Here is a 16,418-nt window from a genome sequence, read left to right as displayed (position 1 = left end):
CGCAGCATGCCGTTCACGAAGTCGAGGTTCGTGAAGTATTGGTTGTTTGTCCCGACCGCGAAGGTGCCGGTCCGGATATCATGAAGCTCCTTCGGCTCGGTGCTTTCATAAGCAGCCGTCTTTTCCTTCACCGCCTTAACGACGTCACTCAAGCTGTTAAACGACATTTCTCAGAATCCTATGGTTGATCTTGTGCGTGGCAGGTGACCTCCACTCGGATTAGCATAGCCATAAACTCCGTTTTGTATAGACCATTTAATATTTTCGTCCGGCATACCGCTTAGGAAAATATACGTTTAGCCCAAAAACTAACGGCTTGACGGGCCAGAAAACGACCGCGCCTCGATCCGGAAACTGAAATATTCCTCTAACATCATTCCAAAATTGCACAAAAATAGACAAATACGCCTTTTTGTATGGGAATTTTCTTTCGCTCAGCGCCGATTAAGGCGATTTCGTCGTTGCGACCAGCCGAGCAACCTCTATGGTATATACCTATTCGGGGCGCGGTCTCACTGGCTCGAATTTTTCTTCGGAGCGCGCTGAAAATGGGAAGATTGATCGATATCGCGTGGCCGGAACTTCAGATCACGGTCGTGGCTGAATTGGCGGATGATGATAACCCTGAATTGTGCGAGGAATTTTGGCAGGACCTGCCATTCAAGGTGATGCAGGCTCATCCCGTCGTTTCCGGCGAGTCCTTATATGCTTGGACGCCGACGATCAGCACCGCGCCGGTGCGGCTGCGTCGGCGGATCGTCGATTGTGCCGTTGGGGATCTGAGATACTCCCAGGCGACCGGCAATAAGTTTTCCATTCAGTATGGCAAGGGCCTTGAGCCCCTGGCGCAGCCGGTGCTGGGACAGGTACGTCCGGAATACCACCATCTGCTTCCCATCGTCGGCAAAGCCATCTGGAACAATCTGTTCTTCGCGAAGGAGAGGATCTTCGTAGAGGTAAGGCCACACGATCCCGCGGAAGCCTTCAATGGACAGGGCCGCTTCGGAAACCTCAAGGGCGTCGCAGCCGAGTTCTACGCCGAAGCCAAGCGCATCCAGACGGTAGAGCCGGAGGATCTGCGTAAGATCCGAACGGGACAGATCGGCGATACCGGGACCTACGGTCAGTTTTTCACTGCCTGGGACTTCGCCAACGGCATGCTCCGCGACTATATCATGTACACCGCCTACCCGCTCCTCAAACTTATCGATACGCTCTCGCACGACGACTTTGTGGCCGCCGTTGAAGCATTCGATCCCGCGTATTCGGAGTATCTCGGCTATTCCGGTCTTAACACGCTGCTGGATTTCTCGAACAAACTTCGTATGGCGATGAAGCAGACGGACGACAAGGAAGAACTCAAAACACTGCTCCGCACCTTCATTATGTATGGCAATCGCCTATGCGCGTGGTCCTACCATTACTTCCCGTGGTATCTAGGAATGTTCTACGGGCGAGCCGTCAACGGGCAAGAGTTTCACGGTCGTTTCAATCCGGTTCAGTGAACATAATCAATCCGTTGCCACCACGACGGCATTAGAGCGGCACCTCTTTAGAGCCGCTGTTCGTATTTTTGCTGCGCGGCGCTTTACATTTGGTCCATTTTCGTATTGGTATATACAAAATAGAGGACGCATGGCTATTATGTATGCCTCTGGATCTCCTGTCCCCCTAAAAGGTTCTAAACATGGCCCACGCGCTCGTTCCCGGAAAAGTCTCATTGGAAACCCTGGCTGCCGTTTATGATGGCACGCTCGCACCCGTGATCGATGCCGCGGCGCTGAAGAGAGTGCAGATATCCGCCGACAAGGTCGCCGAGATCGCTGGGGGAGATATCGCTCACTACGGCATCAATACCGGTTTCGGCAAACTGGCGAGTGTGCGCATTCCCGCCGACGACGTTGAAACCCTCCAGCGCAATCTGATCCTGTCACATTGCTGTGGGGTTGGAGCGCCACTCCCGGACGGTATCGTTCGCCTCATCATGACGCTGAAGTTGATCTCGCTCGGCAGGGGTGCATCAGGTGTGCGACCACAGGTCATAAACGTTCTCTCCGCGATGCTCGAAAAGAATGTTCTCCCTATTATTCCGGAGAAAGGTTCGGTCGGAGCCTCCGGTGACCTTGCTCCGCTCGCCCATATGACTGCGGCGCTGATCGGCGAAGGTCAGGCGAAGTTCGACGGTGAGGTCATGCCAGCCAAAGAGGCATTGGCAAAGGCGGGCCTCACCCCTATCGTCTTGAAGGCCAAAGAAGGTCTTGCCATGATCAATGGCACCCAAACCTCGACGGCGCTGGCATTGGCCGGCCTCTTTCGCGCCCACCGAGCTCTCATTTCATCCCTCATTTCCGGCGCGCTATCGACGGACGCCGCAATGGGTTCCACTGCGCCGTTCCATCCAGAAATCCACACCCTGCGCGGCCACCAGGGCCAGATCGACGTGGCCAGCGCGCTGAGCAGGCTGTTGGCGGGTTCCGAAATCCGCGCTAGCCATGAAGAGGGGGATGAGCGGGTACAAGATCCGTATTGCCTTCGCTGCCAGCCTCAGGTCGCCGGCGCCTGCCTCGATCTGCTACGTCAAGCCGCCGCCACGTTGATGATCGAAGCCAATGCCGCGACGGACAACCCGCTCGTCCTGTCCGACGGCACGATCGTATCCGGTGGCAACTTCCACGCCGAGCCAGTAGCATTTGCGGCGGACCAGATTGCAATCGCCGTCTGCGAGATCGGCGCGATCGCTCAGCGCCGCATTGCGCTGCTTGTCGATCCGGTCCTGAGCTATGGCCTGCCGGCGTTTCTTACGCCGAAGCCGGGCCTCAACTCGGGTTTCATGATCGCGGAGGTAACCTCGGCCGCGCTGATGTCAGAGAACAAGCAGATGTCGCATCCGGCATCTGTCGACTCGACCCCTACCTCGGCTAACCAGGAAGACCACGTGTCGATGGCCTGCCATGGCGCGCGGCGTCTCCTGCAGATGACCGACAATCTCTTTTCGATTGTGGGCATCGAGGCGCTGAGCGCAGCCCAGGGTATTGACTTGAGAACGCCACTCACCTCCAGTTCGGAGCTCGATGCAGTTCGCAAGGTTATTCGCACCGCCGTGCCGAAACTCGAAGACGACCGATACATGGCCGAAGACCTCAAGCGCGCGACGGAGCTCGTTGCGACCGGCCGCCTGGCAACGCCCGTTTCGAAGGATGTTTTGCCGTTGCTCTAATATTCGACTGAATAAGCCGGGAAGGGGCGGCTCCCTGCGTTCCCTTCCCGACGTTCAGAAAGTTTATTGAGCTGTTGCGATGAGCACGGTTGGTATACGGCCAAAGCACCATATGTTATAGACCAATAAAAGGTTTGTAATACAGGTGAAAGAGGTACGACTGGTGACTGATGCTCGCTTCCTTAACAATGAATCGACCAGCAATGGATGAAGTCGCGACAGACAAACAGGCGTCGTCGCGTTATCTGGAGATTCAGCGTGACATCGAAAACAAGATAGCCACTGGCGAGTGGGGCTCCGGCTTCCGCATCCCGCCTGAGCGCGAGTTGGTTGATATTTACAATTGTTCCCGCATGACGGTGAACAAGGCCCTGTCGAGCCTTGCAGCCTCGGGCATGATTTCGAGAAAGCGCCGCTCCGGCTCCTTCGTCGCGCCGCCGCGTATTGAAGAGCCGCTGATGCATATTCAGGATATCCGCGCAGAAGTGCTGGCAATCGACAGGACCTATACGTTCGAGATTACCGATCGCAGCATCCGAAAGGCCACCGACGCGCTCGATGCGCGGCATGTAGGAGTCCCGGTTGGCACACGGCTCCTAACCCTCGAAGTTATGCACTATGCCGACAATCTTCCGTTCACAATGGAAACGCGGCAGATCAATCTTGACGCCGTTCCACAGGCCGAACGCCAACAGTTCAAAGACGAACCGCCTGGAAGCTGGCTGCTTCAGAACATCCCTTTTACTGAAGGCGAGCATTCAATCCGCGCCGTGTCGGCTGATACGATCCTGGCGAGGAGGCTACAGGTGGTCGAGCGCACGGCCTGCATTTCGATTGCGCGCCGGACTTGGCTGGAGGGCGACTTAATCACATTCGTGCGCCTGATCTACCCTGGCGACCGTCACCGGTTCGTCGTCCGCTTCAAACCGAATACGCTTCCCGTCGGTCCATAAGCGGCGACTTCGAACGATAAGGAACAAGCAGCGCCCTGTGGCGCTGTTTTTTGTGACAAGAAGTGCCGCCAAGAATCCGAGGCGGCATCCACTTCAAAAAAACTATGCACCCAATTTAATAAAACTGCACTACGCAACTCTGATGCTCTGTCTCAAGATAGCTCATCAAACGCTGAATGCAGATGACTTGCCGACGTGGCCCCACGGGCCATGCAGGTATCGTTTTGCCTTCAGACAAGTGAGGAAATGGGAAATATTCGATGGCACTGGTTAGGATTGGCGTGGATATTGGTGGCACCTTCACCGACTTCGTAGGATGGCGAGCGGATTCCGGAAAAGGGATCAAGCGCCTGAAGGTGCCCTCTACTCCACCGAATTTCGCACAGGGTTTCCAAAACGGTTTCGAGCCGCTACTGGAGGCGCTTGAGGTTGAGGATGGCGACGAAGTCATCGTCATGCACGGAACGACGGTCAGCACGAACACTGTGATCGAACGCTCGGCTGAACCGGTAGCGCTATTCGTAACGGAAGGCTTCAGGGACATCCTTGAGCTGCAGCGACTGCGTCTGAAGAACCCGATCGATCTCTTTTCATCGCGCGCCCTGCCGCTGGTGCCCAGAAACCTGGTCTTCGAGGTTCCCGAACGATTGAGCGCGGATGCCGAGGTGTTGACCGTGGTAGACGAAGGCGCAGTCAGGAAGGCCGTAGCCGCGGTTCGCGCCGAAGGTGTGTCCTCCATAGCAGTAGTCCTCCTGCACAGCTTCCGCGATCCTACACATGAGCGAAAGGTCCGCGACATCATCACGGCGGCGGCACCTGAAATCGATGTCTGCATATCGAGCGACATCTGGCCTCGCATGGGCGAATACGAGCGTGCGGTCAACGCAACCCTGAACGTCTACGTCAAGCCGCGTGTAAAGTCCTATCTCCACGACATTGAGCAGTATGTGAACTCGCGCCTGACTTCGGCGCGCCTCTACGTGACACGGTCAAACGGCGGCGCGCTTGGCCTCGCCGACGCCATGAACTTTCCGGTGCATACCCTATTGTCCGGTCCTGCTTCCGGCATCACCGCCGCCCAAACCATCGCCAGCACCAATAAGCATGAATATATGCTGACCTTCGACATGGGCGGCACAAGTACGGACGTCTCTTTGGTCCGCCAGGGCCAACCAACGGTAACGGCACAAGGCGCGGTCGGCGATTTCCCGATCACCCTGCCCGTTACCGAAATTGAAGCGATCGGCGCCGGCGGCGGTTCTCTGGTGCGGTTGAATGGTCCTGCATTGCGAGTCGGTCCGGAGAGTGCCGGCGCTTTTCCTGGACCGGCTGCATTTGCCCGCGGCGGCGACATGCCGACGGTTACGGATGCCTACCTCCTGTGCGGTTATCTGAACGCCGAGAATTTCCTCGGGGGCGCGATGCGCCTCGATGTCGATCGCGCCGCTTCTGCTTACTCCTCCGTGGCGCAGCAGCTCGGCGTCTCGACTGCCGAAGCGGCTGACGCGTGCTTGTCGGTGACTACCTCCAATATGGTAAGCCGCATTCTGCCCTATCTTGCCGCCCATGGCCTCGACCCGCAAAACGTCACCCTCGTGCTATTCGGCGGCAATGGTGCGCTACATGGTCCGCTTCTGGCCGATGAGGTCGGCATCAATTCGATCATCGTGCCGCCCGCTCCCTCGGTCTTCTGCGCTCGGGGCGGGGTCGTGACTTCACTTACACACGATGTCATTGCGGTGATCCAGGGTTCGACCGTCACCGACGAACTCGTGGCGGCGGAATTCGAAAAGCTCAAGGATGAGACCCTGGTCTGGTTATCGAACCAGATCGACGGATCCCGACTGGTTTCGGTGGAACACGAGTTCTGGGCCGAGCTGAGATATAGGGGACAGTCATTCCAAGTCGCGGTCGCAGTGCCTGTCAGTCATGGCAGATTTCCCGATCTTACGTCTATTGCCAATCGTTTCCATGATGAGCATCTGCGGCTTTACAGCCATTGCGACACGGCTGCGCCAGTGGAGTTCGTTGAACTGCGCGTGCGTGTCCGGGGCAGTCTGCCTATGCCTCCAGACGAGCACGCTCCACTTGGGCCTCGTGCTGAAATTGCGCCCGTTGGGCAGCGCGACATCCGCATTGCCGGAAAGCTCCATCCTTCCGCCAGCACCTATCGGCGCAAGGACCTGACTGTCGGCAGCACGGTCAAGGGGCCGTGCGTCATCGAGGAGGACGATTCTACCGTCCTCGTACCAGCAGCATTTCACGCGAGCGCCCTCGCAACCGGCGCACTCGCACTGACGCGGAGGCAGTAAAAATGGATCCCGTACAAACTGCAATCATGGCGAACCGGTTCAACGCGATCGTCGAAGAAGCATCCTCGACCCTTCAGCGTACGGCTCACACAACCTTCGTGAAGCTCGTTCAGGATTTCCAGTGCGCATTGGCAAATGCTGAGGGTGAAGCATTCGCCTACCCCGTAAATACCGGTGTCAGCGCCTTCATCGGACTGTCGGTCAAGGGCGGTCTCGGTGATATCCCAATTTCCTCCCTGAAGCCTGGAGACTGCATCATAACCAATGATCCATTCTCAAGCGACGGCATGGTCACCCATATGATGGATGTGTCGCTGGTGCATCCGATCTTCCGCGACGGCCGGCTCATAGCGCTGGCATGGGCCTTCGTGCATGCCTCAGACATCGGCGGCGCGGTTCCCGGAAGCATAGCGCCGACACTTACGGAAACATTTCAGGAGGGGCTGAGGCTCCGCCCCGTGCTTCTGTATCGCGAGGGAGTTCTCAACGAGGCCGTCAGAAACATTTTGCTCGATAACAGCCGCATCTCATCGGAGCTGTGGGGCGATATCCAAGCAATGTTCTCTGCTATGAAGAGCATGGATGTGCGTCTCGGCCAACTCTGTGATCGGTATTCGACGCAGGAAGTCATCGACGGGATGGATGCAACGCTCGCCCTATCAGAAGCGAGGGCCCGGGAGGTTATCGCCGAAATTCCCGACGGAATTTACGAGTTCGCCGACTACATTGAGGGTATGAAGGCCGGTGAATTCATCAATATCCATGCGAAGATGACGGTCACCGGCAGCGATTTACTGTTTGATTTTACCGGAACGGATCCTCAGGTCCTCGCAGCCTTCAACTATGTCACTGGCTCGACCACACATCCCTATACCCTGCAATCGCTAATCTACTATATCCTGACAAAGGCGCCAGACGCTCCCCGGAACCGTGGCCTTCTGCGGCCGGTCAAGATCATCGCTCCCCGCGGAACGATCATCAATGCGAACTTCCCAGCCGCCGGCGGATCACGCGTCACCGCGTCGACCCGCGTCTACGACGTTGTGCTTGGTTGCTTGAACGCCGCAATCCCCGGAGGACTGGCCGCAGCTGGCCCGGGTATGTCGGGGATCATCGTGGTCACCGGACGCGACCGTCTTCATGGCGGCAAGCGTGTGAGCGTGATCAATCCAATTTGCGGCGGCGGTGGCGGTAAAATAGGACACGACGGTATCGATGGCGTCGACAACCGGTCGGGCTCACTTTTGACCGTGCCGGCGGAGACTATCGAAGTCGAAACTATCATGCGCGTTCAACGATACGGCCTTGTCATCGACAGCCAGGCACCGGGTCGTTGGCGCAGCGGCGCCTCGGTGGTCCTGGATCTGGAGAACACCGACGTTGAGGCCGTCATGACGGTGCGCGGCATGGATCGGCTCAAATTCACTCCATGGGGTATCATGGGCGGCGAAGCCGGATCCCTCGCGCGCGTCATCGTCAACCCCGACACGAAGGATGAACGTGAGATCGGCAAGATTGACGTTCTCCACTTCAAGCGGGGTGACGTCGTCCGCCTGATCACTCCGGCGGGGGGCGGGTTTGGGCCAGCGTCAGAGAGAGATCCCGAGCTTGTGCTCGCGGACGTAAAGCGGGGCGTCGTCTCAGCTGAAAAAGCTCGCGCGGCCTACGGGGTGGTAATTCGCGATGACTTCACGATCGATATGAAGGCCACTGAGGCAGCCAGGTCGGCCATGATCAAGGGCAACAACCGATTCTCGCATTGTGAAACGCGACAGGCGTTCGACGCCATCTGGCCCATCGACGTCCGGGCTGCCCTGGCCGTCCGTTCTTTTGATTATGACGCTTCGGTCAGAGCAACCCTCGTACGCAATACGGTTTCGCGCTTCATCAAGGAAAGCAAAAGAGCGACGCTCGATTTAATCCCGAATGCACTCGCGGAGGAAAACCGGCTTTTGCAGCAATGACAGCTTAGCGGTGCGTCCATGACAACAACAGCGGAGAATAGCCAGCGACCATCGCCCATTGCCGAAACCAAAACACCTGGACGTAATTCTCGATCACAGGAGATGCGTCCCGCGTAGTGAAAACGATCTAACATCGTGAAGAAGAAAGGGGAATACAATGAGAATTCGTTCTTACGCATTGATCGTGAATCTACTTCTTGCCGGAGTCTGTATCGCACCGGCAGCAAAGGCGGCGGAGCCATCCGAAGGCAAAGCATATGAAAACAGCCAGGCGGCTTCGGGAATCACGAAGAGCGTCGAGCCAACCGAAAAACTGGCGAAGGCCGGCAAGATTGTCATGTGCACCGAACTCGGCAATCCCCCCGGCGGCTTCCTGGATGAAGACGGCGTCACGCCGAAAGGCTTCAATGTTGACGTAATGTCGGCGATTGGCCCGGCGATGGGTATCAAAACCGAAGTCGTCCACTATCCGTTCGCCAGTATCTTCGCTGCTTTGGACACGGGTAAATGCGATGCAGTCATGTCGAACAATTCGAAAAGTCTAGCTCGCGTCGCAAAATACAATTTCGTGGAGTACGTGCGCGAGCGGATGGGCCTCCTTGTCCCGAAAGGAAACCCCCTCAATATCAAGACTTACGAGGATCTTTCAGGACACCGCGTCGCGGTTCTGGTCTCGAGCACCAACGAACGCCTACTGAAGGAAGCCAACACCAAGGTCAGCGCCGAAGGCAAGCCACCGATCGAGATCCAGTCCTATCCGCAGAATACGGTCACGTTCCGGCAGCTCGATCTGAAACGTGTGGACGCTTTCGTGAGCGACGCGATGACACTCTCCTACTTCAAGAAGCTCACCGGCGATAAATATGAGATCGGCGGTCTACCGATCGACCCCCTCACCATCGGTATTGTGCTTCGCAAGGACGACCCTGCGCTGCAAGAAGCCGTACGCAAGGCTTATGTCTCTCTCTACGAAAGCGGCTATGTCGAGCAGGCCGCCAAGACCTGGGGCATGGACGGCCATGTCGAGCTTTGCCGCAACGACAAGCAGTGCCCATGATTTTCCGCAGATGCCCAACGCTCGATAGGTTCGAGTAGGTGTACACTCCTGGCCTGCCGCTTCGGCGGCAGCCCTCCGCGCAAGAGGTAAGGTCCTCGGCAACGGAACTCGAACACAATAAGAAACGGGGACATTATCGACATGCAGTTCGATATCGCCTTTTTCCTGGATTTTGTCTTCAATCCCCGGCCCGCCCTTCTGCGCGGTCTGCTCACGACGGTTCTGGTCGCGTTCGCGTCCATGGTCATCGGTGTGGTGTTGGGGCTTGTCTTGTCCCTGTTCGGACTATCACGATGGCGCGTGCTCCGCTGGTTCAACAGCGCCTACATCTTCGTGTTTCGCGGCACACCGCTCCTTGTGCAGGTCATTCTGATCTATTTCGGCCTCCCCTATCTGACGAATGTCGATCTTTTTCCGCAGGACGTGCATCTGTTCGGCTTCATTTCGATCAGCGGGGCGATTGTCGCGGGGGTGACCGCCTTCGCGCTCCATGAGGCGGCATACTTCAGCGAAATTTCTCGCGGCGCTATCGCTTCGGTCGACCATGGCCAGTGGGATGCCGGCAGGGCCGTCGGCATGACGCCGGGGCTTCTCATGCAGCGGATCATTCTGCCACAGGCAATTCGCATCATGTTGCCTCCACTTGGCAATCAGATGAACGGCATGTTCAAGGCGACATCGTTGCTGTACCTGATCGCGGTTCCAGAGATGCTGTTTATCACCGACGCAGTGAATTCAGTGACCTACAAAACCTTCGAGGTCTATCTCGGCGTATCGATCTACTACCTCGCGCTCACAACCGCTTGGAGCTTTCTCCAAGAAGCATTGGAGAAGCGTTATTCAAAGGGCTTCGTTTCGATATGACCTGGTCCGCACCCAATTCGGCGAGCGTAGTCGCTCGAACGCCACTCGGTCTCATGAAGGCGGCGAAGTTGCTCCGGGAGCTCAATCATGAACTTTGACCTGCACTATTTCCTCGAGCTGGTTTTCTCGCCACCACCGCAGCTTATATATGCTGTCTGGCTCACCGTCTCCGTCACTCTCACATCAATGGCGGTCGGGATCATTGCGGGACTGTTCCTGGCACTATTCGGACTGAGCCTGTATGGCGCGCTTAGAGGTTTCAACTGGCTTTACGTCTGGTTCTTCCGAGGAACTCCTATCCTCGTGCAGTTGTTTCTAATCTATTTTGGGCTGCCCTACCTGATCGGTGTTGACATCTTCCCGTCGACAATCACGACGCCGGCGTTTTCCATCAGCGGAGCGATTGTCGCTGGCATATTCGCATTCAGCTTGCACGAAGCAGCATATATGAGCGAGATCACGCGGGCCGGCATCCGATCGGTCGAGAAAGGACAAAGCGAGGCCGCACAGGCATTGGGCATGTTGCCGTCGTTGGCGATGCGCCGGATCATCCTCCCCCAGGCGCTTCGCATCATCCTCCCCTCGCTCGGAAACCAATGCAACATGATGTTCAAGACCACTGCGTTCCTGAGCGTCATCGCCGTTCCAGAACTCGTACACGTCGCCGACAGCCTGCGATCGCAAAACTTCAAGACCTTCGAAGTTTATGCGGCGATCTCCGTCTACTATCTCGTGCTGACCGGGGTGTGGACCGTCCTTCAACAATGGATCGAGAACCGGCTGTCCTGGAGTCCTCGCACTGCTGCGCGCGAGCCCGAGTCGAACGCCCCCAACCTGTTACAGATGGAAACCTGAAATGGCCGATCAATCCAAAGCCAGCGTGGCACCTGCCGTGGAACTCCGCGGCGTAAGCAAGTCGTTCGGTACCCTGAGCGTGTTCAAGAATGTTTCAATGACGGTCCAACCTAAGGAGACCGTTGTCGTCATCGGTCCGTCCGGCTCCGGCAAAACGACGCTTATCCGTTGTATCAATCATCTGGAGCAAATCCAGAGCGGTGAGATCTACCTGAATGGCGCACTTGTGAGCAACAAGCTCGCAGGCGGTAAAAAGGTCCCACTCAGCGAGAAGGAAAAGGCCGCAATCCGCAGGAATGTTGGCATGGTTTTCCAGCGCTTCAATCTATTTCCGCATCTGACCGCTCTGCAGAACATCATCGAGGCTCCCGTTCATGTTCTAAAGCGCCCGAGGCAAGAGGCGATCCAGGAAGGAATTGCCCTGCTGGAGCGCGTCGGATTGGCCGATAAGCGAGATCAGTATCCCGCGCAACTCTCGGGTGGCCAGCAGCAGCGTGTAGCAATTGCTCGCGTTCTCGCGATGAAGCCCGAGATTGTTCTTTTTGACGAGCCGACCAGCGCACTTGATCCGGAAATGGTCGGCGAAGTTCTCTCTGTCATGAAAGAACTCGCCGGCAAGGGCATGACCATGATCGTCGTCACTCACGAAATGGGTTTCGCACGAGAGGTGGCCGACCGAGTCGTTGTGATGGATAAGGGCTCCATCATTGAACAGGGGCCACCAGAGCAGATTTTTGGTCGCCCCCAAAACGCTCGCACGGCCGAATTCCTGGAGCGAATCTCCTAAACAGTTGGCGAATTACGGCCGGCGTCTCCGCTAGGTGCCCAAGACATGGCCTGTTTTCTTCATTTCCAAGGCGCACAAGTCCGAACATTGTCATGTCCATAACAGCCGAGCTTTCCGACTTCATCGCCCATGTGCGGGAAGTGCCTCAGTCTGTGTCCGAGCGCGCAAAGATCCATGTGGCCGACACACTCGCTTGCATATATGCTGGCACGGCGTCTCGGCCTGTAGAAATTCTCGTTGCAGTATGCGCACCAGGGAACGATCGGGAGGGCATTCCCGTCCCTGGTCTAGGTTGCTGGAGCGATCCTGCACTGGCGGCTCTTCTGACCGGCACCTGCGCGCATGCAGACGACTTTGATGATACGAGCGAGTTCTCGATGAATGGCCATCCGAGTGCCCCGATCGTCAGTGCGCTGCTGCCGACGGCCTTCGAAACGCAAGCGAGCGGCCGGGCATTCCTGCGGTCCTATGCAGTCGGGATCGAGATCGCCTGCAAGCTTGGCATCGCAGTGGGCAGCGCACATACGCGCCAAGGGTGGCATACGATGTCGACGCTCGGGACTCTCGCAGCTGCCGGCGCTGCGGCCAACTTGCGTGGCCTCGACGCGCGCCAAACGGAGCACGCACTCGCGATCGCGTGCTCCTTTGCCGGGGGCATCCTTGGCAACACCGGAACGATGACGAAGAGTTTGCATTGCGGCCGGGCCGCTCAAGCTGGCTTCCTTGCTGCAAAGCTGGCAGAAAGCGACTTCACGGCCGGATCTGGCATCCTTGAGGCACCATCCGGTTTCCTGGATGCATTCACAGGCGGATCAGCAGCAACGTTGCCAGCTCTCGGCAACCCTTGGGAACTTGTTACCCCCGGCCTTGCAGTAAAGCTTTATCCTTGCTGCAGCTGCACCCATCTTGCAATTGATGGCGCATTGACGATCCGAGCGCTGTCTGGTTTCGACATCAAAGCGATCGAACGGATCAACTGTTTCGTCCGCGACGAGTGCATCCGCTATCTGCGCTTTCCGAAGCCGAGAACGGGAATCGAGGCGAAGTTCAGCATGAACTATACGGTGGCGACCGCCCTGCTCCAAGGCGAGTTAACGCTGAACGATTTTGAAACGAACGCCATCGCACATGAGGACGTTTCCGAGCTATTGGTCAAGGTGGCGATGTTCGCGCGGAGTGAGGATTCGGACAACCCCGACATCGAAGTGGTCTTCCTGGACGGAAAGCGACTGGCCGAGCGGCGGCGTGTGCCGCGAGGGGCGCCCGACGATCCAGCCGGATGGGAGGAAATCACCAGGAAACTGGCGGGAGGCATTTCCCGCGCAAGGCAGTCGAGGGTGGCCGATTTCGGAAAGCATGTTTGGGCGATCCGTGATCTGGACAAGGCAACCCGGTTGTCCGATATCTTTTCAGCATAGGGTCTCCAGAGCTCGCGCAAGGTTCTGATGCGCACATTCATCCGAGGTTAGTATGCCCAAGATCGACTTTCCGCATCTGGCAGCTTTCGTTGTCAGTTGCGACAGTCCAACGATGGCGCATGCGGCCGCGAAGCTTGGTCTCACACCATCGGCATTGAGTGCCAAGCTCAGCACGCTCGAAGCCCAGATTGGAGTGACGCTTTTTGGTCGCAAAGGGCGTAACTCCTTTCCGCTACGCTCGGCGGTCTGGCTGTACAATCGCAGTGTTCGTCTCCTCCTTGCCGAGGAATATTTGAGTCATGCCAAACTTGGCGGCAGCGCGGCGCCTTCGGCGCCCGTCATCCTCAAATTAGACGTTGACTATACCTGGACAGCAATTTCCTACGCTGTAATCACGGCGATCCGCCGCTTCCATTCCAAACCCGACCACCCTTATGTAGACTTGATCTTCACGGGTACTGGCGCCTTCGGAATGCAGAACGGTCCCAGCCATCTTCTGTCAGACGCGGTGCCACTCGGGCAGCTCAAGATCCAACATACCATCGGTACTGGGGTATCCGGACCTTCTGTTGTCGTTGCTCCAGACCATTGGACGAGGCTGACCCATACGGTTGGGGAGCGACCCGAGCGTGGTGACATTGCTCCAAAAACCGAAATTCCCGATCTGCCGGGTACACTGCAAAGCGACACGAAATTCGACCGCTCCAGCGGTATCGCGACATCACGGATTTCCACCACCGATCGAAGTCTGCAGGATCTCCGAGGGCTCATCGACGACATCCGCAAGTCGGATCTACTTCTGCCCCAACTGACTGTACCCCAGCGTCTTCGCATCCAGGGCATCACTGCGGTTCCGGTAATTCGCAGTCCGTCGTGCTGCGTGACCGCAGAGCTCTCTAACGACCATGAACTTCTGTTAAATCTGCTAAATGATGTCCGCAAAGGCGTCGAGGCCCCTTCGGGCTGGTCCGAAGCCACGAATTTCCATCCCAAGGTTAGCCTGAAGCAGATTTCTACCGTGAATCGTGTGGTGCAGACCGGCAGCATGGCGAGCGCTGCCCGCGTCGCCGGACGGACTGCTCCGATGATACCGGCCCAGCTTGAACAGATCGAATATGCGCTCGGGACAAGGCTTATCGACCGGAAGAAGACCGGTTCTGAACCGACCGATGATGCTGAAAGGCTGCATTCGCTGTTTGTCGGCGTTGAGAGGGCTTTCAACGACACTCTGGGCGAACGAAGCCACATAGCTGCGGCCTTTGAACAATCAATTCGGATTGCGTTACCGGTGAGTTGGAGCGCAGATTCCTTGACGTCCGAATGCATGGCCGTGGCGCTTAGCGCATTTCACAATGAATTTCCGAACTGCCAAATCGAGGTTGTGGAGGGCCCTCGACATGTACTGCATCATGGCGTTCTAACCGGCCGTTTCAATATTGCTGTCGTTGGTAGGATCGATCCGCAAGTAGGCTCTCTACTAATTGGCCGCAGCGAAGACGTCGTCCTGATCGTCAATAGGAAGCTGAATTTTGCGCCTCAGGCCGAGAGAGTTTCGGCAGACGAGCTGAGGAGCATCCCGCTCCTTCTGGCACCTTCACAGCTCACAATGCATCAAACTCTTCTGACGGCACTTGCGAAGTCTACTGTGCAGCTCGAGCCGGTAATGCGGTTGGGTTCGGTACCTCTGATCGTCTCGGTTTTGCGTCGTTCACCTCTTGGCACGATCTTGCCAGCGTCGGTGATGATCAAGGAGATCGAGGCAGGGATCGTGGACACGTTCTCTCTCGACCATTTAGTCCCGCCGCGGCGACTATGGGCAATATTCTCCACCTCCACGCCGCTTAACGAGACTGAACGTGCTTTGATCAGCCACGTAAAGGAAGCGTTTCAGGAGGCTAATTCATCCAACGGCAGAGTTGTACCTTAACTTATAGAGGGTACAGCCTGCGACAGCTTCGCGCGTTACAGCACATGAGCTGGTGGTGAGGACAATGCGCTTAGCGGCTCACAACGGGGCAAGGTCAGCGCGCCCGACGCATGTCTACACGATCGATTATGTTGCTTCGCTGATCGGCGAGAACCTCGAACTCCTCCAGGAAATCGCCAGCAACTCAGACAATATCGATTACGGCGAGATGATCCATGCCCATGACGGCAGCCAAGAGGGCGTCACGACCTTCACCGACCGGGGCATCGAGAGCTTAAAGGAATTCCTCGCCGGTATCCGCACCTGCGAGGGCGGTGTCCGGCAATTCCGCGTCGATGAGCAATGTGATCCCGAAAGGATCGAACGCATCATGGCAGACGAGCCGAGATCATAAACCCCGCGGCCTACGCCGGATGGATACGGCTCATCGGCAAGGTAGGTCCTCGTAGCCATATGTCGCTGCAGACCCGTGCAGAGACAACCTCTCAAATCAGGCAAGCGCGGAGCAATGTTAATGAACTGACGAACTGACGAACTGACGAACTGACGAACTGACGAACTGACGAACTGACGAACTGACGAACTGACGAACTGACGAACTGACGAACTGACGAACTGACGAACTAGACAAGGGGATATATCCTGTCAAATAACAATCTCATGTTAGGTAATAATATCACCCAATCAACGCGGCCACGCAATTAACCTGGTGGGCCCCTGCAATTATAGTTACGTGGGCGGCCCGCCCAATATTTAGAAGGCCCACCCAGATTTCGGCGAAATTGCTCCATACCTTTTTCCACTATAAGTATCGTGCCTGCCCACCCTGCAATCCCACCCTTTCCTAACATCATCTATTTGCTTCCACCTTCTTGTTCATAACACATGGCCTGCAGGCAAGTCGCTCCCGACCTCCGACAGCTCGTTGCAGAGATCACGCTTTCAACAAAGGCAATCCTCCATATCGAGCCGAAGGAGCTTCATGATATCCGGACCGGCACCTTCGCGGTCGGGACAAACAACCAATACTTCACGAACCTCGACTTCGTGAACGGCATGCTGCG

The 16,418-nt window shown here is 56.8% G+C and carries 12 protein-coding genes; all 12 read left to right on the top strand.

Annotation, left to right across the window (positions count from 1 at the left end):
• The first annotated feature begins 548 nt into the window (after positions 1-548).
• The 12 genes from PL640_RS25240 to PL640_RS25185 all read left to right on the top strand — a co-directional run bounded on the left by PL640_RS25240 (position 549) and on the right by PL640_RS25185 (position 15,748).
• Positions 549-1,505: a DUF3830 family protein gene (locus PL640_RS25240; RefSeq protein ID WP_077768163.1), complete on the top strand. Its 957-nt coding sequence runs from the start codon at positions 549-551 to the stop codon at positions 1,503-1,505.
• Between the two features lie 182 nt (positions 1,506-1,687).
• A complete protein-coding gene (hutH, locus tag PL640_RS25235) occupies positions 1,688-3,217 on the top strand; it encodes a histidine ammonia-lyase (protein ID WP_012475925.1) in 1,530 nt (509 codons plus the stop codon).
• A gap of 203 nt (positions 3,218-3,420) precedes the next feature.
• On the top strand, positions 3,421-4,170 hold the full coding sequence (hutC, locus tag PL640_RS25230) for a histidine utilization repressor (protein WP_161596396.1): 750 nt from the start codon (positions 3,421-3,423) through the stop codon (positions 4,168-4,170).
• A gap of 260 nt (positions 4,171-4,430) precedes the next feature.
• Positions 4,431-6,482 (top strand): hydantoinase/oxoprolinase family protein, encoded by a 2,052-nt coding sequence (locus tag PL640_RS25225; RefSeq protein WP_012475923.1) that lies wholly within the window; start codon positions 4,431-4,433, stop codon positions 6,480-6,482.
• A gap of 2 nt (positions 6,483-6,484) precedes the next feature.
• Positions 6,485-8,446 carry a hydantoinase B/oxoprolinase family protein gene (locus PL640_RS25220; protein WP_077768164.1) on the top strand — a complete coding sequence of 654 codons (1,962 nt, stop codon included), beginning with the start codon at positions 6,485-6,487 and terminating at the stop codon, positions 8,444-8,446.
• Positions 8,447-8,603: 157 nt separating this feature from the next.
• Positions 8,604-9,503, top strand: a complete 900-nt coding sequence (locus PL640_RS25215; protein ID WP_012475921.1) for an ABC transporter substrate-binding protein — start codon at positions 8,604-8,606, stop codon at positions 9,501-9,503.
• A gap of 141 nt (positions 9,504-9,644) precedes the next feature.
• Positions 9,645-10,367, top strand: coding sequence for an amino acid ABC transporter permease (locus PL640_RS25210; protein WP_012475920.1), 723 nt, complete (start codon positions 9,645-9,647; stop codon positions 10,365-10,367).
• Between the two features lie 87 nt (positions 10,368-10,454).
• Positions 10,455-11,222, top strand: coding sequence for an amino acid ABC transporter permease (locus tag PL640_RS25205; RefSeq protein ID WP_012475919.1), 768 nt, complete (start codon positions 10,455-10,457; stop codon positions 11,220-11,222).
• 1 nt (position 11,223) lies between these two features.
• Positions 11,224-12,009 (top strand): amino acid ABC transporter ATP-binding protein, encoded by a 786-nt coding sequence (locus PL640_RS25200; RefSeq protein ID WP_077768165.1) that lies wholly within the window; start codon positions 11,224-11,226, stop codon positions 12,007-12,009.
• A gap of 92 nt (positions 12,010-12,101) precedes the next feature.
• Positions 12,102-13,427, top strand: coding sequence for an MmgE/PrpD family protein (locus PL640_RS25195; protein ID WP_077768166.1), 1,326 nt, complete (start codon positions 12,102-12,104; stop codon positions 13,425-13,427).
• Between the two features lie 52 nt (positions 13,428-13,479).
• Positions 13,480-15,354: a LysR family transcriptional regulator gene (locus tag PL640_RS25190; RefSeq protein WP_077768167.1), complete on the top strand. Its 1,875-nt coding sequence runs from the start codon at positions 13,480-13,482 to the stop codon at positions 15,352-15,354.
• A 64-nt stretch (positions 15,355-15,418) separates the two neighbouring features.
• Positions 15,419-15,748 (top strand): hypothetical protein, encoded by a 330-nt coding sequence (locus PL640_RS25185; protein ID WP_077768168.1) that lies wholly within the window; start codon positions 15,419-15,421, stop codon positions 15,746-15,748.
• The last annotated feature ends 670 nt before the right edge of the window (positions 15,749-16,418 follow it).

Origin of the sequence: Agrobacterium sp. ST15.16.024, from assembly GCF_027956545.1 — a bacterium.
GTDB classification, from domain to species: domain Bacteria; phylum Pseudomonadota; class Alphaproteobacteria; order Rhizobiales; family Rhizobiaceae; genus Agrobacterium; species Agrobacterium cucumeris.
The sequence above is the reverse complement of the archived record's forward strand: the minus strand, read 5'-3'. Positions and strand labels throughout refer to the sequence as shown.

What these genes read in the sequence shown, in the direction of transcription:
- PL640_RS25220 (WP_077768164.1), top strand. Translation starts at nt 6,485, where the DNA reads ATGGATCCCGTACAAACTGCAATCATGGCGAACCGGTTCAACGCGATC.
- PL640_RS25215 (WP_012475921.1), top strand. Translation starts at nt 8,604, where the DNA reads ATGAGAATTCGTTCTTACGCATTGATCGTGAATCTACTTCTTGCCGGA.
- PL640_RS25240 (WP_077768163.1), top strand. Translation starts at nt 549, where the DNA reads ATGGGAAGATTGATCGATATCGCGTGGCCGGAACTTCAGATCACGGTC.
- hutC (WP_161596396.1), top strand. Translation starts at nt 3,421, where the DNA reads ATGGATGAAGTCGCGACAGACAAACAGGCGTCGTCGCGTTATCTGGAG.
- PL640_RS25190 (WP_077768167.1), top strand. Translation starts at nt 13,480, where the DNA reads ATGCCCAAGATCGACTTTCCGCATCTGGCAGCTTTCGTTGTCAGTTGC.
- PL640_RS25195 (WP_077768166.1), top strand. Translation starts at nt 12,102, where the DNA reads ATGTCCATAACAGCCGAGCTTTCCGACTTCATCGCCCATGTGCGGGAA.
- PL640_RS25210 (WP_012475920.1), top strand. Translation starts at nt 9,645, where the DNA reads ATGCAGTTCGATATCGCCTTTTTCCTGGATTTTGTCTTCAATCCCCGG.
- PL640_RS25185 (WP_077768168.1), top strand. Translation starts at nt 15,419, where the DNA reads ATGCGCTTAGCGGCTCACAACGGGGCAAGGTCAGCGCGCCCGACGCAT.
- hutH (WP_012475925.1), top strand. Translation starts at nt 1,688, where the DNA reads ATGGCCCACGCGCTCGTTCCCGGAAAAGTCTCATTGGAAACCCTGGCT.
- PL640_RS25200 (WP_077768165.1), top strand. Translation starts at nt 11,224, where the DNA reads ATGGCCGATCAATCCAAAGCCAGCGTGGCACCTGCCGTGGAACTCCGC.
- PL640_RS25205 (WP_012475919.1), top strand. Translation starts at nt 10,455, where the DNA reads ATGAACTTTGACCTGCACTATTTCCTCGAGCTGGTTTTCTCGCCACCA.
- PL640_RS25225 (WP_012475923.1), top strand. Translation starts at nt 4,431, where the DNA reads ATGGCACTGGTTAGGATTGGCGTGGATATTGGTGGCACCTTCACCGAC.